We start from the raw sequence: 23,228 nt of genomic DNA, 5'->3' as shown, positions 1-23,228 counted from the left end.
GGCAGTCGTCAGAAAGAGGATCAGATGGGCGCGAGCCACCGCTCTGCCAGCGCGCACCAGTAGGCGGCGCCGGTCAGCAGGATGTCGTCGTTGAAGTCGTAGGCCGGGTTGTGCACCATCGGCCGTGATACGCCGTTGCCGATGAACAGGTAGGCGCCCGGGCAGCGCTGCAGCATCCAAGCGAAGTCTTCGCTGCCCATCAGCTTGCGGGTGTTGCCATCCACCGCATCAGCCCCGAGCAACTCGACCCCTACCTGCATGGCGAAGGCGTTTTCCTCGGCATGGTTGACCAGCACCGGATAGGCCGGGCGGTGTTCGATACTGGCGCGGCAGCCAAAGCTTTCGGCTTGGCTGACGATGATCGCCCGCACCCGCGCCAGGGTCTGCGCCCGCACCTCGGCGTTGAGCGCGCGCAGGCTCAGGCGCAGCAGCGCCTGCTGAGGAATGACGTTGGCTGCTTCGCCGGCCTGCAACGCACCGACCGTGACCACCGCAGCTTCTTGTGCATCGATGTTGCGGGCGACCACGGTTTGCAGCGCCATTACCACACTGGCCGCCGCCACCAGCGGGTCGACGGTCAGGTGCGGCATCGAGCCATGGCCACCAACACCGTCGAGCGTGACGGTGAGCAGGTCCTGCGACGCCATCATCGGCCCCTCGCGAAAGCCCAGATGCCCGGCCGGCAACCCCGGCATGTTGTGCATGCCGAACAGGGCATCGCAGGGGAAACGCTCCAGCAAGCCGTCGGCCAGCATCGCCTCGGCGCCGCCCTGGCCCTCCTCGGCCGGCTGGAAGATCAGTGTCAGGGTGCCGTCGAACTGCCGGGTTGCCGCCAGGTAGCGTGCGGCGCCCAACAGCATGGTGGTGTGCCCGTCGTGGCCGCAGGCGTGCATGCAGCCTGGGTGCTGGCTGCTGTATGCCGCGCCCGTTGCTTCGTGGATGGGCAGCGCGTCCATGTCGGCGCGCAGGCCCAGGCGGCGTTGGCTGCTGCCATTGCGCAATACACCGACCACGCCTGTCTGGCCGATGCCCGTGTGCACCTCGTAGCCCCACGCCTCGAGCAACCGGGCAACCAGTGCCGAGGTACGGCTTTCTTCAAAGCCCAGTTCCGGGTGAGCGTGGATATCGTGACGGATTGCGTGCAGGTCGCTGGCCACATCGTTCAGCCAGGCCAGGATGTGCTGGTGTCGGGACATGCAGAGTCTCCTCGCGCGGGTGATTTCCCGTTCTTGTTGTTCGCCTTGAGATCACGACGTGGGGGGCAGGTCGTGCCAGGTCACAGGTTTGCGCGCGTAGCTCAAGAGCACAATTGAATATGGTTCCACCCTGTGGAACATGGCGTGATCCCGTACAGGCATCGCAATTACTGCTACCTTGGGCGGCTCAGCCAGCCAAGGACCGCGTCATGCCCACACGCTCAACCACACCAAGCGGTTTCGTCCGGGTGCGCGGTGCCCGTGAACACAACCTGAAGAACATCGATGTTGATATCCCCCGCGACGCCTTGGTGGTCTTCACCGGCGTGTCCGGCTCGGGGAAGTCTTCGTTGGCATTCTCCACCCTTTACGCCGAAGCCCAGCGCCGCTATTTCGAATCGGTGGCACCCTATGCCCGGCGCCTGATTGACCAGGTGGGTGTACCAGACGTGGACAGTATCGAGGGCCTGCCGCCAGCGGTGGCCTTGCAGCAACAACGCGGCACGCCGAGTGCTCGTTCCTCGGTGGGTAGCGTGACCACCTTGTCCAGTTCGATCCGCATGCTCTATTCCCGCGCTGGCCACTACCCGGCAGGGCAAGCGCTGCTGTACGCCGAAGACTTTTCTCCGAACACGCCCCAGGGCGCTTGCCCGCAGTGCCATGGCCTGGGGCGTGTCTACGAGGTGACCGAAGCGACCATGGTCCCGGACCCGTCCCTGACCATCCGTGAGCGTGCAGTGGCCGCGTGGCCAATGGCCTGGCAAGGTCAGAACCTGCGCGACATCCTGGTCACGCTGGGCTATGACGTCGATATGCCTTGGCGCGATCTGCCTCAGGCGCAGCGCGACTGGATTCTGTTCACTGAAGATACCCCCACCGCCCCCGTGTATGCCGGCCTGACCCCTGCACAGACCCGCCAAGCGCTCAAGCGCAAGCTGGAGCCCAGCTATCAAGGCACGTTCATGGGTGCCCGCCGTTACGTGCTGCATACCTTCATGCACTCGCAGAGCGCGCAGATGCGCAAGCGCGTGGCCCAGTACATGCGCCCCAGCCCCTGCCCGCTGTGCCAGGGCAAGCGCCTGAAGCGCGCGGCGCTGGGCGTGACCTTCGCCGGCCTGGACATCGCCGAGCTGTCGCAGCTGTCGTTGCAGGCGCTGGCGGATGTGTTCCGGAAGGTGGCGGCAGCGGACTACCTGACCCGAAAACAGGACCCGCTGACGGTAGAAAAGCGCCTGGCAGCCCAACGCATCGCCAACGAGTTGCTCGAACGCATCGATACCCTGCTCGAGCTTGGCCTGGGTTATCTGGCCTTGGAGCGCAGCACTCCGACCCTGTCTTCTGGTGAACTGCAACGCCTGCGCCTGGCCACCCAGCTGAATTCGCAGCTGTTCGGCGTGATCTACGTGCTCGACGAACCTTCGGCCGGTTTGCACCCCGCCGACAGCGAAGCACTGTTCGCAGCCCTGCAGCGCCTGAAGCACGCTGGCAACTCGGTGTATGTGGTGGAGCATGACCTGGACACCATGCGCCGCGCTGATTGGCTGGTGGATGTCGGGCCAGCGGCCGGTGAGCATGGCGGCACCATTCTGTACAGCGGGCCACCCGCAGGCCTGGCCGAGGTCGAGCCGTCACGCACTCGCGCCTACCTGTTCAGCGCGCCGGCCCGGACCACGCGTCAGCCCCGCCAGGCCCGCGACTGGCTGAAGCTTGAAGGCATCACCCGCAACAACCTGCACAACGTCAGCGCCGCCTTCCCGCTTGGCTGCTTTACCGCCGTTACCGGTATTTCCGGCTCGGGCAAGTCCAGCCTGGTCAGCCAGGCCCTGCTGGAACTGGTGGGCGCGCACCTGGGCCATGTCGAGCAACGGAGCGAGGCCGAAGCACAGAGCCTGGAAGACGCGCCGGAACAGGCCAGCAGCGGCCATGTGAGTGCGGGCCTTGGCAGCATCAAGCGCCTGGTGCAGGTCGACCAGAAGCCGATCGGCCGCACGCCCCGCTCCAACCTGGCCACCTACACTGGCCTGTTCGACCATGTACGCAAGCTATTCGCCGGCACCGAACACGCCAAAGCGCAAGGCTTCGATGCCGGGCGGTTTTCCTTCAACGTCGCCAAGGGCCGTTGCGCCAACTGCGAAGGCGAAGGTTTCGTCAGCGTCGAGTTGCTGTTCATGCCCAGTGTCTACGCACCCTGCCCGACCTGCCATGGCGCCCGCTACAACCCCGAAACCCTGGCGGTGAGCTGGCAGGGCATGAACATCGCGCAAGTGCTGCAGCTGACCGTCGAACAGGCACTGGCAGCATTTGCCGACCAGCCTCCCGTGCGGCGTTGCCTGCAGGTGCTGCAGGATATCGGCCTGGGTTACCTGCGCCTGGGCCAGCCTGCCACCGAACTGTCCGGAGGCGAAGCGCAGCGCATCAAGCTGGCGACCGAACTGCAGCGCACGGCCCGCGGGGCCACGCTGTATGTGCTGGATGAGCCTACCAACGGCTTGCACCCGCAGGACATCGACCGGCTGCTGGTGCAGCTCAACCACCTGGTCGAGGGGGGCCACAGCGTGGTGGTGGTCGAACATGACATGCGGGTGGTGGCGCAGAGTGACTGGGTGATCGATATTGGCCCGGGGGCCGGGGATTCCGGGGGCAAGGTGGTGGTCAGCGGCACCCCGCAGGTGGTGGCCGGGTGCAGGGCAAGCCGCACGGCCGAGTTTCTGGCCAAAGCGTTGTAGCGGGCGGCGCCCGATCTCGACCCCAGCACAAAAACCAAAGGACGCACCTAGCAGCCCCAAGCGTCGCTAAAGTAAAGTCTGCCGATGGATAAATACGCCCCCCGCCAGTGGCTCCCCCACGAAAAGCCCAGCCTGCCAGGCTCCCCTTCCACGCCCCTGCATTCGCCAGCCAAGCGCCTGGCCTACGGCGTGGTCGGCCTGCTGGTGGCAATCACCGGTGGCCTGGGCAACGCGCTGGTCACCGCCAACCTGGTGTTCCTGCAAGGCGCCCTGGGTGCAACCACCGCGGAAATGGCCTGGCTGCCGGCCGCCTATGTGATGACCAACGTCTCCATCAACCTGCTGTTGGTGAAGTTCCGCCAACAGTTTGGCCTGCGTGCCTTCACCGAAGTGTTTCTGGTGCTGTACGTGCTGGTCACCTTCGCCCACCTGCTGGTCAACGACCTGAACTCTGCCATCGCCGTTCGCGCGGCCCACGGCATGGTCGGCGCGGCGCTCAGCTCGCTGGGGCTGTATTACATGATTCAGGCCTTCCCGGCGCAGTGGCGGCTCAAGGCCATGGTACTGGGCCTGGGCGCCTCGCAGCTGGCGCTACCGCTGGCCCGGATCTTTTCCGAAGACCTTCTGCAAATCGCCGAATGGCGCGGGTTGTACCTGTTCGAGCTGGGCCTGGCACTCACCGCACTGGGTTGCGTACTGCTGCTGAAATTGCCGCCCGGTGACCGTTTTAAAACATTCGAACCCCTCGACTTCCTGACCTTCACCTTGATCGCCAGCGGTACCGCACTGCTCTGCGCCGTACTGTCGCTGGGGCGCATCGACTGGTGGCTGGAGGCGCCGTGGATCGGCGTGGCACTGGCGGCGTCGATCGCGCTGGTCTTCAGCGGCCTGGCCATCGAGCACAATCGCCGCAACCCCTTGTTGATGACCCACTGGCTGGGCAGTGGCGCCATCATACGCCTGGCCCTGTGCGTGGTGCTGATCCGCATGGTGACCTCGGAACAGTCCACCGGCGCGGTCGGTTTCCTGCAGGCGCTGAACATGGGCAGCGAGCAGATGCGCTCGCTGTACTGGATCATGCTGTTGGGCGCTGTCGCAGGCCTGGCCAGCAGCGCCCTCACCATCAACCCCAACCACTTGGTGATGCCGCTGTTCGTCTCGCTGTTGGCCATGGCCGCCGGCGCCTTCATGGACAGCAGTTCCAGCAACCTCACACGCCCGGCTCAGATGTACTTGAGCCAGTTCCTGCTGGCCTTCGGCAGCACCTTCTTCCTCGGCCCGTCGATGGCCCTGGGCATCAGCCATGTGCGCGCCAACCCGCGCAACCTGGTCAGTTTTTCGGTGTTGTTCGGCATCTGCAACAACCTCGGCGGCCTGATTGGTGCGGCGTTGCTGGGCACCTTCCAGACCTGGCGGGAAAAGTTTCACTCCAGCCACCTGATGGATCGCCTCAGCTACCTGGAACCCCTGGTCAATGCCCGCGTTCAAAGCGGGGGTGCCGGTTACGGCGGCATCATTGCCGACCCTGCCTTGCGCAGTGAAGCCGGCATGCGCCTGCTGGCCAGCGCTGCTACCCGTGAAGCGAACGTCATGGCCTACAACGATGTGTTCGTGCTGATTGGCAGCATCGCTATCCTGACCATGATCTGGATCTGTATCCGCAGCACCTGGCTCTGGCATGTGAAACGTCAGGCCACCCTTACCGACTCTACCCCCGGCGCGCCCACCCGATGACCGACGACACCCGCACCACGACCACCACCGCCATCGCTGAAACCCCGGAGGGCGTCACACCGCCCAGTGAACCAACCAGCCCGGTACGCACGCGGCGGGTACGCATCCTGTCATCCATCAGCTTCGCCGCCGTGGCCTTGGCCGGCATCCTGTTGGTGCTGTATGCCTGGCGCCTGCCGCCATTCAGCAGCGCCATCGAAAGCACCGAGAACGCCCTGGTGCGGGGCCAGGTGACCATCATCGGCCCGCAGCTCAGTGGCTACGTCGTCGATGTACCGGTGCATGACTTCCAGTTCGTCAAGGCCGGCGACCTGCTGGTGCAACTGGACGACCGTATCTACAAACAGCGCCTTGCCCAGGCCAGCGCCCAGCTGCAACAGCAGTTGGCGGCCCTGGCCAACAACCAGCAGCAGCGCAAAAGCGCCGAAGCCACCATTGCCCAGCGCCAGGCCGCCATCGGCGATGCTGCGGCCCAGGCGGCCAAGGCCAAGGCTGACCTCGGCCGCAACCAGGCGCTGGTCAACGATGGCTCGGTGTCGCGCCGCGACCTGGACCTGGCCCGTGCCAGTGCGGCCGCTGCCGTCGCCAGCCTGGCCCAGGCCAGGGCGGCGCTGGAAATCGCCCGCCAGGACCGTGAGACCGTGGTGGTCAACCGGGCCGCACTCGAGGCCTCGGTGGAGAACGCCAAGGCCGCCGTGGAGCTGGCACGCATCGACCTCGACAACACCCGCGTCACGGCCCCGCGCGATGGCCAGCTGGGGCAGATCGGCACCCGCCTGGGTGCTTATGTCAACTCCGGCGCGCAGCTCATGGCGCTGGTGCCCGACACCCTTTGGGTGATTGCCAACATGAAGGAAACCCAGATGGCCAATGTGCGTATCGGCCAGCCCGTGAGCTTTACCGTAGACGCGCTGAACCACCTGAAGCTACGGGGCCATGTGCAGCAGATTTCGCCGGCCACCGGCTCTGAATTCGCCTTGCTGCAGGCGGACAACGCCACTGGCAACTTCGTCAAGATCGCCCAGCGCATACCGGTGCGCATCACGGTGGATGCCGACCAGCCGACTGCCAGGCATCTGCGCCCAGGGATGTCGGTGGTGGTCAGTATCGACACCCGGGGCGAACAGTGATGTAACCCCGGCAGCCCCTACAGGGATGCCGTCGTGCCACGATTGCGCCGCTCTAACCCGTGGGTTTTAATCGCGCACGATCCGTCGCCAAGGAAGTTTCACCATGTACAGGAAGATCGTGCCACTGGCACTGCTGGCAACACTGGCCGGCTGCTCCGACAGCCAGGACACCATCAAGGCCAGTTTCCACAAGGCTGCCCAGGCCTCCCTGGATACCCGGTACCCACACTGTTTCGTCATCAGCTCGTTCCCTACCAAGACCCAGGACTTCGACGTGCACGGCACCAACAAGGCGTTGCACGCCCTGGCGCAGGTAGGCGTGGTCAGCGAGAAGGAAATTTCGCGCACCGAAATACCGGCCCGGCTGTGGTCGCCGGCACGCACGGATATCTACTACGCCTACGACCTGACCGATGAAGGCCGCAAATACTACAAGGCAGGCGCCGGGCTGTGCTTCGGCAAGGCGCAAGTGACGGCGATCGAGCAGTTCAGTGAGCCGAGCGAGGCAACCGGGCAGAAGCTGTCGAATGTGACCTATGCCTACAAGATCATCGAGTTGCCGGCGTGGGCCGCCAATGATCAGGTGAAGGCCAGCATCGCCGGCTTGGGCCAGGCGGTGGCCAGCAATGCTGCCCCGCTCAAGGAAACCCGAACCCTGGTGCTGACCAGCCAAGGCTGGGTGGATGACCAGTTGCTGGCCCAGTAGCCCGAAGCCTGTACCGGCACTATCGTCGGTACAGGCCTACATCCACCAGGCCAGGACCACCGGCAACCAGGCAAACGACAGCACCGTCGAGCACATCACCAGGTTCGCCACCTGCTCCGGTTCACGGTTGGCGCGCACCGCCATCAGGTAGTTGAAGACAGCCACCGGCATCGCCGATTGCACCACCAGCACTGCACGCTCAAGGCCGTCCATGCCCAGTGCCGCGCCCACCACCCAGCCCACCGCAGCGCCCAGCCCGATACGCAACCCGCCCAGCAGCATGCCGCTGCCGACATGGCGCAGACGAATGCTGGCCAGCGACACCCCCAGTGTCAGCAGCATCAGCGGGATCGTCATGCCGCCCAGCAAGTCCGCCGTGTTGGCCAACCAGCGCGGGGGCTCGAAACCCAGGAAAATGATCGGCATGGCGCCGGCCAGGCTGAGCACGATGGGGTTGTGCAGCAATGCCTTGAGCGAAGCGGCGGTGCCGGAAATGGCCATGCCAATGGTGAACTGTACAATCGACAACGTCAGGAAGAAGGCTACGGCCAGCGCCAGGCCATGTTCACCGAAGGCGTACAGGCTGATCGGCAGGCCCATGTTGCCGGTGTTGGGGAACATGAAGGCCGGCAACAGCACCCGCCAGTGCATGCCCGAGGCACGGCACACCAGCAACGCGGCCAGGGCCATGCCCAAGGTGCACAGCAGGCAGGCCATGGCCATGCTGGTGAAGGCATTCGGGTCGAGTTCGGTGCGGCTCAGGGTGGACAGCACCAACGACGGGGTGCCGACCGTCATCACCAGCCGGGCGATGAAGTCGGTGGGGTAGGCCAGGCCCTTGCGGGCCCAGGCATAGCCGATGCCGGCGACAATGAACACCGGGGCCAGGACTGCGAACAGCGACGCGAACATGGAATGCCTTCCTTCGGGTAGGGCCTGCATTATGCAGTATCACAAGGCCGCGCCTGCACAACCCGAACCGGCCGCAGGATGTCTGCCCAGGACACCTGCATGTCTTCCCCAGGCTGCGGCGTCTCGTCGCATACCCAGGCCCCTTGGGCAAATGCTTGCAAGCCCGTAGAATCGCGCTTCCTTTTCGCCCGTCGCCTTGAACGGTGGCAACCGGCAGCAACGACAGAGTCCGTGCCTGAACACATGAACGCACATGTGAAATAGGCTCAACCCTCCCCGCCCGGCCCATTTCCCAAGGGCCCAGCGGTTGAGTCTTGCCCAGGTCGCATCCGTGCAGCTACTCGCCCCTTGTCGGGGTGAGCCCGTGTGCGCGTCCGAGAAGGCGCTCATTCCGCTCTTCCAACCAGAGGTACCTATGTCTCCGCGTTTGCTGGCCATGGCGCTGGCGCCCCTGCTCGGGCTGTTCATCATCGCCTTGGGCAACGGCTTCATGTCTTCGCTGACCACCCTGCGCCTGGGCGCTGCCGGTGAGTCTGCCACCACTATCGGGATCGTGTCGTCGACCTACTTCATCGGCCTGACCCTCGGCGCCATCTTCAACGACCGGTTGATCCTGCGCATCGGCCACATCCGCGCCTACACCAGCTTCGCCTCGCTGATCGCCGTGACTATCCTGCTGCAAGGGCTGTTCTACGACGTGACCTGGTGGTCGGTACTGCGCCTGATCAACGGCTGGGCCGCAGTGGGCGTGTTCCTGGTGATCGAAAGCTGGCTGCTACTGGCCGGTGACGCGAAAATCCGCGGGCGCTTGCTCGCGCTGTACATGATCGCCTTTTATGGCGCAGGGGTGATCGCCCAGGCTGGCCTGGGCGAAATCACCCAGCTGGGTGACACCGCCCCCTTCATGCTGGCCGGCGTGCTTGCTGCGCTGTCAGTGCTGCCCATCGTGATCCTGCCGCGGGTGTCACCGTTGCTTGACCAGGTCGAACCTCTCAAACCCCGCCAGTTGCTGGGCGTGGCCCCCTCAGGCCTGGTCGGCTGCTTCGGTTCGGGCGTGGCCATTGCCGGTATCTATGCCCTGCTGCCGCTGTACCTGCAACGTATTGGCCTGGAGGTGGGTGAGGTCGGCAACATGATGGCCTGGGTGATCCTTGGCGCGATGCTGCTGCAATACCCGGTCGGGCGCTGGTCCGACCGCAAGGACCGCCTCGATGTGCTGCTCGCCCTTGCCGGGTTGTGCGTTGTGCTGTCGCTCGTAACGGTATTCCTGCCATCGGACTCGTTCCTGCTGCCGGCCACGCTGTTCCTGCTGGGGGGCGGTGTGTTCACCCTGTACCCGGTAGCGGTCAGCCATGCAGCCGACCGGGCGCCGTCCGATGCCCTGGTGCCGATGATCCAGGGCCTGCTGCTGATCAACTCGCTGGGCTCGGCCATGGCACCGGTCGCTATCTCGCCAATGATGACCGAGTTTGGCGAGGCTGGGCTGTTCTGGGCGTTTGCCGTGGTCAACCTGGCCATGGTGTGCTTCTTCATGTGGCGCCGCGGCAAACGCCCGGCGGCAGAGCACCCGGCGCCGTTCACCGCTTCGACCACCTTCTCGCCCACCGGCGCCGAGTTGCGGGTGACCGAAGACCTGATGCATGCGGCGCAGGAGCATCCGCCGCTGGAGCCAGCCGAGCCATTGCAGGCCTCACGCAGCGAAACCCACTGAGCCAGGGGGCCGCTGTGCGGCCCTGGGCCAAACGACCACTCGTCGCCTGGAACGCACCCCGCCAGCAGCCCCTAGCCAAACGAATGACAGATCATCCGCAAAGGAGCCACCCCATGATCCGCATTCGTCCGCTCTCGCTGTGCCTGGCCCTGGCCTTGGCCTCCCTCACCGGCACCAGTTTTGCCGCTACCGACACCAACACTGATAGCCGCCCGCAAACCGACCAGTCCGGGGGCAAGACCGCCGGTGAAGGCAGCAGCGTCAACAGCCCCGGCAGCGGCAAAAGCAACGACGCGAGTGATACCGGCAGTAGCACCGATGCCGCCGATGGCGCCAGCGGGGGCTCCAACAGCACCGGCGAAGCCACCGGTTCCGGCGCCGGGCACACGGGCGGCACCGCCGAGGATCAGGACAGCCACTGAAGCGGGCCTGGGCTACACTGCGGTCCATCGCCCTGCCAAGGATTCGCCATGAACCTCACACCCTGGCTGCTCGCGGCCCTGCTGCCGTGCACTGCGCTGGCCGCCGGCAGCAACCAAGGCGCGTTGTCGATAAGCTCCTCATCGTTCACCGATGGCGGGGTCATTGCCCTGCAACAGGTCGGCCTGGACCCGGCCTGCGGTGCTGGCGAAGAACGTACTCCACAACTGAGCTGGGACAACCTGCCCGAGGGTACCCGGTCGCTGGCACTGATCATGTTCGATCCGGACGGTAGCAAGGGGCTCGGCGTGGTGCACTGGCTCGCCTACAACATCGACCCGGAGCACGAAGGGCTCAAGGAGGGGGCGGCCGGGCTTAGCGGGCAGTACGTGACTGTAGGCCGCAACTCGCGTGGCACCCTGAGCTACCGTGGCCCCTGCCCGCCCGCCGGCGACAACCCGCACCACTACGCACTGACCCTGATCGCCACCGACCTGCCGCTGGGTACGCTGCCCGAGGGCCTGGACCGCAGTGGCCTGCTGCAGTTGCTGCAAGGCCACGCGCTGGGCGCTCAGAGCCTGGTCGGGCGCTACGGCCATTGAACCAACTAGTACAAAAATAAATGATTCACCCCATCGCATTTATCCATTGAATGGCCCGTACCAACTGAAGTAAGCTCGGGCTCATTCACTGGAGAGCAACATGCCGAAACACACCTGCAACCACGCCAACAACACCGGTCGCCACCTGCGTCCTGTGCTGGCTGTTGCCGGCTGCGTGGCACCTGCCAGCTATTACTTTGGGTATTGGTTTAGCCACTAGGCGCCGATACCCATCCGGCGCCCACCTTCGAGGGGCCGCCGAACATGAGAATACTCAAACCCCCGGTCGGCTCCCCGACCGGGGGTTTTGCTTTTCCGGCCTTTGAACAACACCGATTCACATTGAGGACAGATTGATGAACTACGCCACTTATTACGACGCAAACACCTATGCCTGGCGATTTAGCCAATCCCGTTCGGGCCAGCCTGCCGCCTCCGATCGGTCTTCCACCGGTGGCAATGCAGCAGCCGATACGCACTCAACGATCTGTCGAACACCTCGATAGGGCCGACCGTGCGGGCCAGAACCCGCCGTCCGCCCAGGGAAAAACGCCATGCAAGCTTCCAGCCTCGCCCTGCCCCTGACCCAGCCGCAAGCGGCCAATACCACCGTCAGCAAGCGCCTGCCCAGCCCGCACCTGCTCAAGCAGCAAATGCCGCTGCCCAGCGAACTCGCCCAGCAAGTCCAAGCCCACCGCCAAGCCATCCGCGACATCCTCGAAGGTCGCGATCAGCGTTTGCTGGTCATCGTCGGCCCGTGCTCGATCCACGACCCACGCTCGGCCCTGGAATACGCCGACCGCCTGGCCGCCCTCAGCCGTGAAGTCGATGACAAACTGCTGCTGGTGATGCGCGCCTACGTCGAAAAACCGCGTACCACGGTAGGCTGGAAAGGCCTGGCCTACGACCCGCATCTGGATGGCAGCGATGACATGCATTCAGGTATCGCCCTGTCTCGAGGGCTGATGCTGAGCATGATCGAGCGCGGCCTGCCAATCGCCACCGAGCTGCTGCAACCGGTAGCTGCCGGTTACTTCGATGACCTGCTGGCCTGGGCCGCGATCGGCGCACGCACGACCGAATCGCAAATCCACCGCGAAATGGTCAGCGGCCTGGAACTGCCGGTCGGCTTCAAGAACGGCACCGACGGCGGCATTGCCATCGCCAGCGACGCCATGCGCAGCGCCGCGCACCCGCACCGCCACTTCGGTATGGATGCGCAGGGCCACCCGGCAATCATCGAAACCCTGGGCAACCCGGACACCCACCTGGTGCTGCGCGGCGGCCACAAGGGCCCGAACTACGATGCCACCAGCATCGCCATGGCCCGCCAGGCGCTGACCAAGGCCGGTTTGCAGGCCCGGATCATGGTCGACTGCAGCCACGCCAACAGCAACAAGGACCCGGCGCGCCAGCCTGCAGTGTTCACCGAGGTGCTGGAACAGCGCCTGGCTGGCGACCGCTCCCTGGTAGGGGTAATGATCGAGGGGCACCTGTTCGACGGTTGCCAGGCGCTGGGCAAGGGCGCGTTGAAGTACGGGGTGTCGATCACCGACGGCTGCCTGGGCTGGGCCAGCACCGAAACCCTGTTGCGCGAAGCGGCACAAAAACTGTAAGCCGATGGTTGCAAGCCTGGCGAGACAGACCCCGGACAAGTGCGCTAGGCTTGCCTTTTTACCCCAAGGAGCAGTACCCATGGCCCGTGCAACCGCCCGCCACATCCTCGTTGCCAGCGAAGACAAGTGCAACGAACTGAAAGCCCAGATCGAAGCAGGCGCCGACTTCGGCGAAGTCGCCAAAGCCAACTCCACCTGCCCATCCAGCCGCCAGGGCGGTGACCTGGGCTCGTTCGGCCCCGGCCAGATGGTCAAGGAGTTCGACACCGTGGTGTTCAGCGCCCCGGTCAACACCGTGCAGGGCCCGGTGAAGACCCAGTTCGGCTACCACCTGCTGGAAGTGACCAGCCGTCAGGACTGATTCACCCCTCCCGGTGATCAGCCCCCCTGTGGGAGCGGGTTTACCCGCGAAGAGGCCAGACCAGACAACCTCGTTGCCTGCTCCGACGCATTCGCGGGTAAAACCGTTCCCACAAGTATTGTGGGGGCTTGTATTTTCGTGCATGGGCTTTACGGTCCAGGCCGCTCCTACCCACGCCCTCACCGTCTACGGCGAAGCCCCCCGCTACGCCGCCAGCTTCCGGCATTTCGACTACGTCAACCCTGACGCCCCCAAAGGCGGCATCCTGCGCCGCTCGGCCATCGAGATCGGCCAGTTCGACCATGTCCTGCCGTACATCGATAAAGGCATCGGCGTCAGCGAGGTGGATGGCTTGCTATACGCGCCGCTGGCGGTGCGTTCATTCGACGAGCCTTACACCGTCTACGGCCTGATCGCCCGGCGCATGGAGCGCGGCCCTGGGGATGCCTGGCTGCGTTTCGACATCGACCCGCGCGCCACGTTCGCCGACGGCAAGCCCGTGCGCGCGCAGGATGTGCGCTTCACCTATGAACTGCTGATGAGCAAGGGCAGCCTCAAGTTTCGCACCCAGTTCGCCGACGTCACCGGGGTAACCGTAGAAAGCCCGCACAGCGTGCGCTTCGACTTCAGGCCCGAGCACGGTCGCACGCTGGCACTGGACCTTGCCAGCTTGCCGGTGCTGCCCGAGCACGACTGGCAGCAGCGCGACTTCGCCAACGGTGGCGGGTTTGACAAGCCGGTCGGCAGTGGGCCTTACCGCATCGGTCGGATCGACAACGGCCGCAGCATCACCTTTGAGCGCGACCCCACCTGGTGGGCGCGTGATCTACCGGCCAGCCGCGGTCGTTACAATTTCGCCAAGCTGCGCATCGAGTATTTCGGCGACACCGAAGTGGCCCGCCAGGTGCTCAAGGGCGGTGGTTACGACTACAACCGCGAGTTCTCAGCCACCGCCTACACCCTGGGCTACAACGGCGCACAACTGGACGACGGCCGCTTGCAACGCGCCCACCTGGGCCCGGCCAAACCGCAAGTGGCTCAGGGTTTTGTGTTCAACCTCGACCAGCCGCAGTTCAAGGACCGCCGCGTGCGTCAGGCGCTGGGCATGCTCTGGGACTATGAGTGGAGCAACCGGCAGATGATGCGCAACCTGTACATTCGCCAGCAAAGCGTGTTCTCCAATACCCCTTTGGCCGCTCGCCAGTTGCCGGATGCGGGTGAGTTGAAGCTGCTCGCCCCCTTGCGCGGCCAAGTGCCAGATGAAGTGTTCACCACGGTGTTCACGGCCCCGGTCACCGATGGCTCGGGGATCATCCGCAAGCAGCAGTTGCAGGCCCTGGCCCTGCTCGAACAAGCTGGCTGGCACCCCGATGGCGACCGCCTGGTCAACAGTGAAGGCGCGCCGCTGGCGTTCACCTTCCTCAATGGCCAGGCCGGCATGGAGCGCCTGCTACTGCCGTGGAAGCGCAACCTGGCCCAGATCGGCGTGACCCTGAATATCCGCAATGTCGACTCGGCGCAGTACATCAACCGGCTGATGGCCCGCGATTACGACATGATCGTCACCGGCTACCCGGTCACCCTGTCGCCGGGTGCCGAGCTGTACAACTACTTTGGCTCGGCAGCCGCCCGCGACCCCGGTTCGAACAACCTGATGGTGCTGCAGGACCCGGCCGTGGACCGCCTGATCGACGGCCTGGTCCGTGCCAGTACCGAGGCCGACATGCTGCACCATGCCCATGCCCTGGACCGGGTCCTGCAATGGAACTACTACTGGATCCCCAACTACTACCCGCCGGGCAGCTCCACCGTCTGGTGGAACCGCTTCGGCCTGCCCAAGGTCCAGGCCACCTATGATGAAGGCCTGGACACCTGGTGGGAGGTCAGCCCTGCGGCGCTGACCAATGACCAAATGGCCGAACGCCGGAAATCAGCCCCATGACCAGCTACCTGCTGCGCCGCCTGCTGTTGATCATCCCGACCCTGCTGGCGATCCTGCTGGTCAATTTTGCCATTGTCCAGGCTGCGCCGGGCGGCCCGGTCGAACAAGCCGTGGCGCGCCTGCAAGGCATCGGCGGGAGCGCGCCGGGCGCACGGGCCGAGGTGGTCCATGGCGAATCGCGTGCCACCCGTGGGCTGGACCCGAAACTGATCGAAGAGATCAAGCGCCAGTACGGTTTTGACAAATCCGCCCCCGAACGCCTGTGGCTGATGCTCGGCCAGTACGCCCGGCTGGACTTCGGCGACAGCTTCTTCCGCGGCGCCAAGGTCACCGACCTGATCCTCGACAAGTTGCCGGTGACCCTGTCACTGGGTTTGTGGGCCACCCTGATCACCTACCTGGTGTCGATCCCGCTCGGCATCCGCAAGGCCGTGCGCCATGGCAGCCGCTTCGATGCCTGGAGCAGTGCATTGATCGTGATCGGCTACGCCTTGCCCTCGTTCCTGTTCGCCCTGCTGTTGATCGTGCTGTTCGCCGGTGGCACTTCGCTGAACTGGTTCCCGGTACGCGGCCTGGTCTCGGACAATTTCGACGAGCTCAGCCTGCTGGGCAAGGTCGCCGACTATTTCTGGCACCTGGTCCTGCCGGTCGGGGCATTGGTGATCGGCGGCTTCGCCACCCTCACCCTGCTGACCAAGAATGCCTTCCTCGACGAAATTTCCCGCCAGTACGTGGTCACCGCCCGGGCCAAGGGCCTCAGCGAGCGCCGGGTGTTGTATGGCCACGTCTTGCGCAACGCCATGCTGCTGGTGGTGGCCGGGCTGCCGCAGGCACTGATCACGGTGTTTTTCGCCGGTTCGTTGCTGATCGAGGTGATCTTCTCGCTGGATGGGCTGGGCCGGATGAGCTACGACGCCGCCGTATCGCGGGATTACCCGGTGGTGTTCGGCACCTTGTTCATCTTCACCCTGGCAGGTTTGCTGATCCGCTTGATCGGTGACCTGTCGTACACCCTGCTGGACCCGCGCATCGACTTCGACACGAGGGCGCACTGATGCTGTCGCCTGTCTCGCGCCGCCGCCTGCAACGCTTTCGTCGCAACCGCCTTGGCTGGGTATCGCTGTGGCTGTTTGCCGGCTTGCTGGTACTGAGCATGGGCGCCGAGCTGGTGGCCAACGACAAGCCGCTGCTGCTGAGCTACAAGGGAGCACTGTATGTGCCTGCGCTCAAGCGTTATACCGAACAGCAGTTTGGCGGCCAGCTGCCCTTCCAGCCAGACTACCGCAGCACCTATGTCCGCCAGCTGATCGAGGGCCAGGGCGGCTGGATGCTGTTCGCCCCCATCCCGTTCAGCGCCGACACCCCCAACTACGACCTGCAAGTGCCCACGCCCAGCCCGCCCAGCGCCAGCAACTGGCTGGGCACCGACGACCAGGGCCGCGATGTGCTGGCGCGGGTGCTGTATGGCACGCGGGTGTCATTGCTGTTCGCCTTCGCCTTGACCGTGGTCAGCGTGCTCATCGGCGTAACGGCGGGTGCCCTGCAGGGCTACCACGGCGGCTGGGTCGATCTGCTCGGTCAACGCTTGCTGGAGGTGTGGTCGGGGTTGCCGGTGCTGTACCTGCTGATCATCCTCAGCGGCTTCGTCGAGCCGGATTTCTGGTGGCTGTTGGGGATCATGGCGCTGTTCTCGTGGCTGACCCTGGTCGATGTGGTGCGCGCCGAGTTCCTCCGTGGGCGCAACCTGGAGTATGTGAAAGCGGCCAGGGCGCTGGGCTTGCCGGACAGCCAGGTGATGCTGCGGCACATCTTGCCCAATGCCCTGAATGCCACGCTGACGTATGTGCCGTTCATGCTCACGGGTGCGATTACCACGCTTACCGCGCTGGACTTTCTTGATTTCGGGATGCCGGCCGGTAGCGCCTCGCTGGGTGAACTGGTGACCCAGGGCAAGCAGCACCTGGAAGCGCCCTGGCTGGGTTTTACCGCGTTTTTTGCACTGGCGCTGATCCTGTCACTGCTGGTGTTCATCGGGGATGCCCTGCGTGAAGCGTTTGACCCTCGCGGATGAGGATTCAGGCGCTGCACCGTGCATTTTGGTTTTACCCTGATCAAGACCCTGGCAGTGTGCGTGGTCATCGCCACGTTCTACGCCACAGGCATTGTCCAAGGAGCATTGCATGACCCTCAACGGCAAGACTGCACTCGTCACCGGTTCCACCAGCGGTATCGGCCTGGGTATCGCCCTGGTCCTGGCCCGGGCTGGCGCCAACATCGTACTCAATGGCTTTGGCGACCCGGCAGCGGCGCTGGCCGACATCGCCCGGCACGGGGTGAAGGTGATCCACCACCCGGCAGACCTGTCGGATGTAGCCCAGATCGAGGCACTGTTCGCCCTGGCCGAGCGTGAGTTCGGTGGTGTCGACATCCTGGTCAACAACGCGGGTATCCAGCATGTGGCGGCGGTCGATCAATTCCCGGTGGAAAGCTGGGACAAGATCATTGCCCTCAACCTGTCTGCCGTTTTCCATGGCACGCGCCTGGCGCTGCCGGGCATGCGCACGCGCAACTGGGGTCGCATCATCAACATCGCCTCGGTACATGGCCTGGTCGGCTCGACCGGCAAGGCCGCTTATGTGGCGGCCAAACATGGCGTGGTCGGCCTGACCAAAGTGGTCGGCCTGGAAACCGCCGCCAGCCCGGTCACCTGCAACGCCATCTGCCCGGGCTGGGTGCTCACCCCGCTGGTACAGAAGCAAATTGACGATCGTGCTGCCAACGGTGGCGACCCTCTGCAAGCTCAGCATGAGCTGCTGGCAGAGAAGCAACCGTCGCTGGCCTTCGTCACCCCTGAACACTTGGGTGAGCTGGTATTATTCCTGTGTAGCGAAGCCGGTAGCCAGGTTCGCGGCGCTGCCTGGAACGTTGATGGTGGCTGGTTGGCCCAGTGACGGGCGGCCTGGGCCTGGTGGTGGTTTCGCATTCGTTTATCTGCAAGGAGGCCTTATGCGCCCTACCCCAATCACCGCGATCCTGGCCCTCACCCTGGCGGCGGCTGCGCCCGCTTCAGCCGCCAGCCTGAAGGACGTCGCGCCTTACCCCGAGGCGGAAAAAGGCTTCACGCGCCAGGTCATCCACCTGCCGGCCCAGGCTGACGAATCGGCCTACCAACTGGAAATCCTCGCCGGCAAAACCCTGGAGGTGGACTGCAATCACCAGCGCCTGGGCGGCAGCCTCGAGGAACGTACACTGGAAGGCTGGGGCTACAACTACTACCGCCTGGACAAGGTCAGCGGCCCGGTCAGCACCCTGATGGCCTGCCCGGACAGCAAGAAGTCCAAAGCCTTCGTCCCGGTGGTTGGCGAAGGCTTCATGCTGCGTTACAACAGCAAGCTGCCCGTGGTGGTGTATGTGCCCAAGGACATCGAGGTGCGCTATCGCGTGTGGTCGGCATCGCAGGACGTGCAACAGGCTAACGTAGAGTAACGCGCAGCCCCCCGTGACCGGCGGGCGTCTACGCGACCCGCCCGCCCCGCAGGAGATTGCAAGGTTGTACGCCTGCGCTTTGGCGGTGGGATGCCGCTGGGCGCGGGATTAGGCATAATGCCCCCTTTTCTGCCCCAAGAAGCACAGGTACCCCAATGAAAGCCCAAGCCCGCCACATCCTGGTAAAGACCGCTGACGAAGCCGAAAAGCTCAAGCAGCGCATCGCCAACGGCGAGGCTTTCGACGTGCTGGCGAAAAAGTTCTCCACCTGCCCCTCGGGCAAGCGTGGTGGTGACCTGGGTGAAGTCCGCCCCGGGCAGATGGTCGGAGCCATCGACCAGGTCATTTTCAAGAAGCCGCTGCGCGTGGTACACGGGCCCATCAAAAGCAAGTTCGGCTACCACCTGGTGCAAACCTTTTACCGCGACTAACGCACTGGCCCTGTGCCACCTGACATTTTTGCCAGTTGTGGCCTTGACGCACACCTCTATACAACCCCGCTAACCCTGCGTGCGCTGTATGACGCGCGGGATTCTCTGGAGAATGGAGGCTTTCCCGATGCGTCTACGCCTGATGCTGACCCTTGGCTCACTCCCATTGCTGGGCATGGCCCTGCCTGCCGCTCAAGCGGCCTGTACCTTTACGCCCACCGCCGGTAACGATACGTACACCTGTGACAGCGGCAGTACACCCTCGCTGGTGGACACCAATGGCGATAACCGCCTGGTGTTCCCGGCATCCGGTAGCGGAACAATTGCCGGCGATGTCACCTTCGGTGCTGGCAAAGACAGCATCGACATGGCCGCCGGCAGTGTCGGTGGCAGTGTCACCCAGGGCTCTGGTATCGATGATTTCGTCATGAGCGGCGGCGTCATCGAAGGTAACCTCAACCAGGGCGATGGCCTGGACACTTTTCACATGAGCGGTGGCTGGATCAAAGGTACGTTCGACAGCGGCGACCATGCCGAAATGGACGGCGGTCGAATCGGCAACGTCAACATGCGCCTCGACGAGAACACCTTCATCATGCGGGGCGGCAGCGTGGACCGGAACGTCATCACCGCCTTCGACAAAGACTACGTGGAAATCTTCGACGGCAGCATCGGCGGCAACATCAGCGTCAGCGGCGGCGATGACCAGGTGTTGGTACATGGCGGCCAGGTAGGCGGCGATGTGTTACTGAGCACCGGCAATGACCGCTTCAGCTGGGACGGTGGTCGCATCGCCGGGCGAGTTGATGCCGGGCCGGGTGATGACACGGCCCTGCTCAAAGGGCTCGACACTGAGGCGCTTGCTATCACCCTCGATGGCGGCGACGGCGATGACAGCCTCACCTTCGCGGCCAGCCAGGCAACGGGGGGCGCCCGCTATGCGAACTGGGAGCGACTGGCGTTGAACGACAGCAGCCAGCTCGCACTGGATGACACGCTGGTGCTGGGTGACAGCAACAGCGGCACTGGCAGTATCGCCATCGACGCCAGCAGCACCCTCACCTCGCGACAAGGCGCAATCACCCCGTTCGCCACGGGGGCGCGTGTCTCGGTCAGCAACGCTGGTACGCTCGACCTTACCAGCGGCAATGATGCCCAAGGCCGCCTGAACATCCAGGGCGACTACACCGGCAACAACGGCACCCTGCGCCTGAACAGCGTGCTGGCCGGTGATGGCGCCGCCTCCGACCGCCTGGTCGTCAGCCGCGGTGCCATTGGCGGCACCACCCAGCTGCTCATCAACAACCTCAATGGCGCTGGTGCAGCGACTGCTCAGAATGGCATCCAGGTGGTCGAAGCCCGTGATGGCGCCACCAGCACCACCACGGCCTTCGTCCAGACCCAGACCCTGTCGGCTGGGGCCTACGACTACCGGCTGTTCAAAGGGGGCGTGACCGCGGGCAGCGAAAACAGCTGGTACCTGCGCTCGACCCTGGTCGCAACTCCCGCCCCTGCCCCAGTGCCCGAACCGGGCGAGCCGACCCAGCCGACCGAACCGGGCGAGCCCCCCGTCATCGCCCCAGCCGTCACCCCACCGGTCGCGGCACCGGCACCCGGCCAGGCCGACCTGCCGACTCCGGTACCCGGCGAAAGCCTGCCGCTGTATCGCCCGGAAGTGCCGGTGTATGCCGCTGCGCCAAGGGGCGCCGCGATCATCGCCCGCCAGGCACTGGGCACGTTCCACCAGCGCCAGGGCGACCAACAGTTAATGCAAGGCCAAGGCGCTCTGCCCGCCAGTTGGGGCCAGGCGTACGGCGGCACGCTGCGCCAGAAATGGAGCGGCACGGTCAGCCCGAGCCTGGATGGCGACCTGTACGGCTTCAAGGTCGGCCAGGACCTGTATGCCAAGGTTGGCGAAAGCGGTTATCGCCAGCACGTCGGTCTCTATGTCAGCCATAGCCGCCTGGACGCCGACGTCAAAGGGTTCGCGCTGGCCGTACAGGACCGCAGTGTCGGCGACCTGAAGCTCGAGGGCGACAGCGTTGGTGGCTACTGGACGCTGGTCGGGCCGCAAGGCGCGTACCTGGATGCCGTGGTGCAGTACACCCGCCTCGACGGCCGGGCCCGTTCCGAGCGGGGCGACAAGCTGAACATCGACGGCCATGCCGGGACCGCTTCGCTGGAGGCCGGGTACCCCATTGCCTTGTCCGAACGCTGGAGCCTGGAACCGCAGGCCCAGTTGATTGCGCAAAAGGTCTCGCTCGACAGCGCCAACGACAGCGTCTCGCGCGTCAGCCATGATGCGCAGGTGGAGCTGACCGGCCGGCTGGGGATGCGCCTGGAGGGCACGTTCAAAGGGAGCAGCGACCGCCTGTTGCAGCCCTATGCGCAGGTCAACCTGTGGCACGCCGACGGTGGCCGCGACACCCTGACCTTCGATGACGTCGACAAGATCAAGACCGACTACCGCTACACCTCGGTGCAACTGGAAAGCGGTGTAGTGGCGCAGGTCAATCCGGCGCTTAGCCTACAGGGCGGCGTGCAATACACCGCCAACCTGGACAGCCGCCAGCAGGAAGCCAGCGGCGTGAACCTGGGCCTGCGCTGGCAGTTCTAGCGACGCGCTGCCAGCAGACCGAGGCCGGCGCAGCCCAGCAGGGCGGCGCTGACCCGGTTGAACATGCGCCGTGGGCCAGGCTGGCTGAACCAGCGCTGCAGGTAGGCGCCCAGGCCCGAGTAGATAGCGATGGCCGCCCACTCCAGCAACAGGAACAGCACGCCCAGCCAGAGGAACTGCTCACCCACAGGGGTGGCACTGCCAACCGAAACGAACTGTGGCAGGAAGGCGGTGAAGATCAGGATAGCCTTGGGGTTGCCAGCCGCTACCCAGAATTCCTGACGTGCCAGGCGCCAGGTGCCGCGAGGGTGATCGCTTGCGATCACGGCCTCACCGACCGGTGCGCGCCACAGTTGCCAGGCGATATAGAACAGGTACGCCGCGCCCGCCACCTTGATGACCAGGAACAGGTATTCGCTTGTGTGCAGCACCACCGCCAGGCCCATGGCCGCCAGGGCAATCATGCCGCTGAAGGCCAGGATGCGCCCGCCGCCGGCCACGCAGGCGGTACGCAGGCCGTAGCGGCTGGCGTTGTGCAGCGACAGCAGGTTGTTCGGCCCCGGCGCCATGTTCAGGGCAAAGCAGGCAGGGATGAAGAGCAGCAGGCTTGAAAGGTCCATTGTTGTTTTCCTCGTGCAACAGGCGTCTATTTCGGCGTTGCCGGGCCATGGGGTCAAGCTACAGCCAGCGACAAAAACTGTACGGGTACCTGGTAGCTGTTACGCTGGCAACGCCACCGAGGACCCTATGATGCCCCGTTCCCATGCCTTGCTTTGGCGTGACCCAGCCCTGCCGCATGTCGAAAGCCGTCGCGCCTGCCACAGCCGCGCCTGCTACAAGGCCCACAGCCACCCAACATTTTCCATCGGCGCGGTGGATGCTGGCCTGAGCCATTTCAGCGGTGCGGGCGACGGGCAGGAGCGCTTGACACCCGGCACCCTGGTGCTGGTTCCGGCTCACCGTGTGCACGCCTGCAACCCTGCCCCTGGGCACGCGTGGAGCTATCAGATGCTGCATGTGGATGCCGCGTGGCTGACGCAATTGCGCCTGGAGTCGGGGTTGCGCGGTGCCGGGGCGGGCGAGCCAGCGCGTATCTGCCGGGAGCCCGGCGTGTACAGGCAGTTCTGTGAGCTGAACAGCTTGCTGTTTTCCGGCGCCAGCCACAGCGAGAAAGACGCCGCGCTGATTGCCTTTCTAGGGGATTTGGACTATTCCGCACAGCCGCCGCTGCCGCCTGCGCCGGCATTGGCGGCGACGGCCTTGAGCGGGATGATCGCGCGGCTCGAAGGCCAGGACCCGGCGCAGCTCAGCCTGGAGCTTTTGGCACGGGGCGCCGGGCTTGGACGTTATCAGCTGATCCGTGCGTTTCGTGCGGCCACCGGATTTACCCCGCATGCCTTCCTCCTGAACGCGCGGATCAACCGTGGTCGGCAGCTGCTGGGTGAGGGGCAGGCCCTGGCGGATGTGGCCTGCCAGCTCGGGTTCGCCGACCAGAGCCATTTCCAGCGGGTGTTCAAGGCGCATGTGGGCGTAACGCCGGGGCAGTATCGGGGTTTACCTCGATAGGGCTGCGCAGCCGCCGCGCAACCCCATGCAATTTTCTTCAATACACCCAACCGGCCGGGCAGCAGACTGCGG

General features: G+C 64.8%; 20 protein-coding genes. 17 read left to right on the top strand and 3 right to left on the bottom strand.

The features are described from left to right. Positions 1–20: 20 nt before the first annotated feature. On the bottom strand, positions 21–1,196 hold the full coding sequence (locus OO258_RS07735) for a M20 aminoacylase family protein (RefSeq protein ID WP_266029590.1): 1,176 nt from the start codon (positions 1,194–1,196) through the stop codon (positions 21–23). A 209-nt stretch (positions 1,197–1,405) separates the two neighbouring features. Between OO258_RS07735 and OO258_RS07730 the strand changes: the two genes are divergently transcribed. From OO258_RS07730 to OO258_RS07715, 4 genes are all read left to right on the top strand, one after another. After that, positions 1,406–3,922, top strand: a complete 2,517-nt coding sequence (locus OO258_RS07730; protein ID WP_266029589.1) for an excinuclease ABC subunit UvrA — start codon at positions 1,406–1,408, stop codon at positions 3,920–3,922. A gap of 84 nt (positions 3,923–4,006) precedes the next feature. After that, the gene (locus OO258_RS07725; RefSeq protein ID WP_266029588.1) at positions 4,007–5,656 is read left to right on the top strand and encodes an MFS transporter; all 1,650 of its coding nucleotides are present in this window, start codon (positions 4,007–4,009) and stop codon (positions 5,654–5,656) included. Beyond that, positions 5,653–6,786 (top strand): HlyD family secretion protein, encoded by a 1,134-nt coding sequence (locus OO258_RS07720; protein WP_266029587.1) that lies wholly within the window; start codon positions 5,653–5,655, stop codon positions 6,784–6,786. Before OO258_RS07725 ends, OO258_RS07720 begins: the two co-directional genes overlap by 4 nt. 103 nt (positions 6,787–6,889) lie before the next feature. Beyond that, a complete protein-coding gene (locus OO258_RS07715; protein ID WP_266029585.1) occupies positions 6,890–7,492 on the top strand; it encodes a hypothetical protein in 603 nt (200 codons plus the stop codon). A gap of 36 nt (positions 7,493–7,528) precedes the next feature. On the opposite strand, the gene OO258_RS07710 is transcribed toward OO258_RS07715, so the two are convergent. After that, positions 7,529–8,404 (bottom strand): AEC family transporter, encoded by an 876-nt coding sequence (locus tag OO258_RS07710; protein ID WP_266029584.1) that lies wholly within the window; start codon positions 8,402–8,404, stop codon positions 7,529–7,531. A gap of 415 nt (positions 8,405–8,819) precedes the next feature. Between OO258_RS07710 and OO258_RS07705 the strand changes: the two genes are divergently transcribed. The 12 genes from OO258_RS07705 (at position 8,820) to OO258_RS07650 (ending at position 21,590) form a co-directional block, all read left to right on the top strand. Next, on the top strand, positions 8,820–10,115 hold the full coding sequence (locus tag OO258_RS07705; protein WP_266029583.1) for an MFS transporter: 1,296 nt from the start codon (positions 8,820–8,822) through the stop codon (positions 10,113–10,115). A gap of 113 nt (positions 10,116–10,228) precedes the next feature. Continuing rightward, the gene (locus OO258_RS07700) at positions 10,229–10,537 is read left to right on the top strand and encodes a hypothetical protein (RefSeq protein WP_266029582.1); all 309 of its coding nucleotides are present in this window, start codon (positions 10,229–10,231) and stop codon (positions 10,535–10,537) included. 48 nt (positions 10,538–10,585) lie between these two features. Continuing rightward, positions 10,586–11,137 (top strand): YbhB/YbcL family Raf kinase inhibitor-like protein, encoded by a 552-nt coding sequence (locus OO258_RS07695; RefSeq protein ID WP_266029581.1) that lies wholly within the window; start codon positions 10,586–10,588, stop codon positions 11,135–11,137. A gap of 554 nt (positions 11,138–11,691) precedes the next feature. Then, on the top strand, positions 11,692–12,753 hold the full coding sequence (locus OO258_RS07690) for a 3-deoxy-7-phosphoheptulonate synthase (RefSeq protein WP_266029580.1): 1,062 nt from the start codon (positions 11,692–11,694) through the stop codon (positions 12,751–12,753). 79 nt (positions 12,754–12,832) lie between these two features. Then, on the top strand, positions 12,833–13,114 hold the full coding sequence (locus tag OO258_RS07685) for a peptidylprolyl isomerase (protein ID WP_110745333.1): 282 nt from the start codon (positions 12,833–12,835) through the stop codon (positions 13,112–13,114). 142 nt (positions 13,115–13,256) lie between these two features. Beyond that, positions 13,257–15,056, top strand: a complete 1,800-nt coding sequence (locus OO258_RS07680; RefSeq protein WP_266029579.1) for an extracellular solute-binding protein — start codon at positions 13,257–13,259, stop codon at positions 15,054–15,056. Next, complete coding sequence (locus OO258_RS07675) at positions 15,053–16,111, top strand: microcin C ABC transporter permease YejB (RefSeq protein ID WP_266029578.1); 1,059 nt, start codon at positions 15,053–15,055, stop codon at positions 16,109–16,111. Before OO258_RS07680 ends, OO258_RS07675 begins: the two co-directional genes overlap by 4 nt. After that, positions 16,111–17,127, top strand: a complete 1,017-nt coding sequence (locus tag OO258_RS07670) for an ABC transporter permease (protein WP_266029577.1) — start codon at positions 16,111–16,113, stop codon at positions 17,125–17,127. Before OO258_RS07675 ends, OO258_RS07670 begins: the two co-directional genes overlap by 1 nt. Before the next feature lie 109 nt (positions 17,128–17,236). Further along, positions 17,237–18,007, top strand: a complete 771-nt coding sequence (gene hbdH / locus OO258_RS07665; RefSeq protein ID WP_266029576.1) for a 3-hydroxybutyrate dehydrogenase — start codon at positions 17,237–17,239, stop codon at positions 18,005–18,007. 55 nt (positions 18,008–18,062) lie between these two features. Beyond that, entirely contained in the window at positions 18,063–18,542 is a 480-nt protein-coding gene (gene eco, locus OO258_RS07660; RefSeq protein WP_266029574.1) for a serine protease inhibitor ecotin, read from the top strand. Positions 18,543–18,697: 155 nt separating this feature from the next. Further along, positions 18,698–18,973, top strand: coding sequence for a peptidylprolyl isomerase (locus tag OO258_RS07655; RefSeq protein WP_009686637.1), 276 nt, complete (start codon positions 18,698–18,700; stop codon positions 18,971–18,973). A 112-nt stretch (positions 18,974–19,085) separates the two neighbouring features. Next, complete coding sequence (locus tag OO258_RS07650; protein ID WP_266029573.1) at positions 19,086–21,590, top strand: autotransporter outer membrane beta-barrel domain-containing protein; 2,505 nt, start codon at positions 19,086–19,088, stop codon at positions 21,588–21,590. On the opposite strand, the gene OO258_RS07645 is transcribed toward OO258_RS07650, so the two are convergent. Next, on the bottom strand, positions 21,587–22,210 hold the full coding sequence (locus OO258_RS07645) for a LysE family translocator (protein ID WP_266029571.1): 624 nt from the start codon (positions 22,208–22,210) through the stop codon (positions 21,587–21,589). The two genes, OO258_RS07650 and OO258_RS07645, sit on opposite strands and share 4 nt — an antisense overlap. 130 nt (positions 22,211–22,340) lie before the next feature. On the opposite strand from OO258_RS07645, the gene OO258_RS07640 reads away from it, so the two are divergent. Next, positions 22,341–23,156, top strand: a complete 816-nt coding sequence (locus OO258_RS07640; RefSeq protein ID WP_266029570.1) for a helix-turn-helix transcriptional regulator — start codon at positions 22,341–22,343, stop codon at positions 23,154–23,156. The last annotated feature ends 72 nt before the right edge of the window (positions 23,157–23,228 follow it).

The sequence above is a fragment of the Pseudomonas sp. DCB_BI genome (genome assembly GCF_026240995.1).
Taxonomy (GTDB): domain Bacteria; phylum Pseudomonadota; class Gammaproteobacteria; order Pseudomonadales; family Pseudomonadaceae; genus Aquipseudomonas.
Note: the sequence above shows the minus strand (reverse complement) of the source record. Positions and strands in the feature narration are given on the sequence as shown.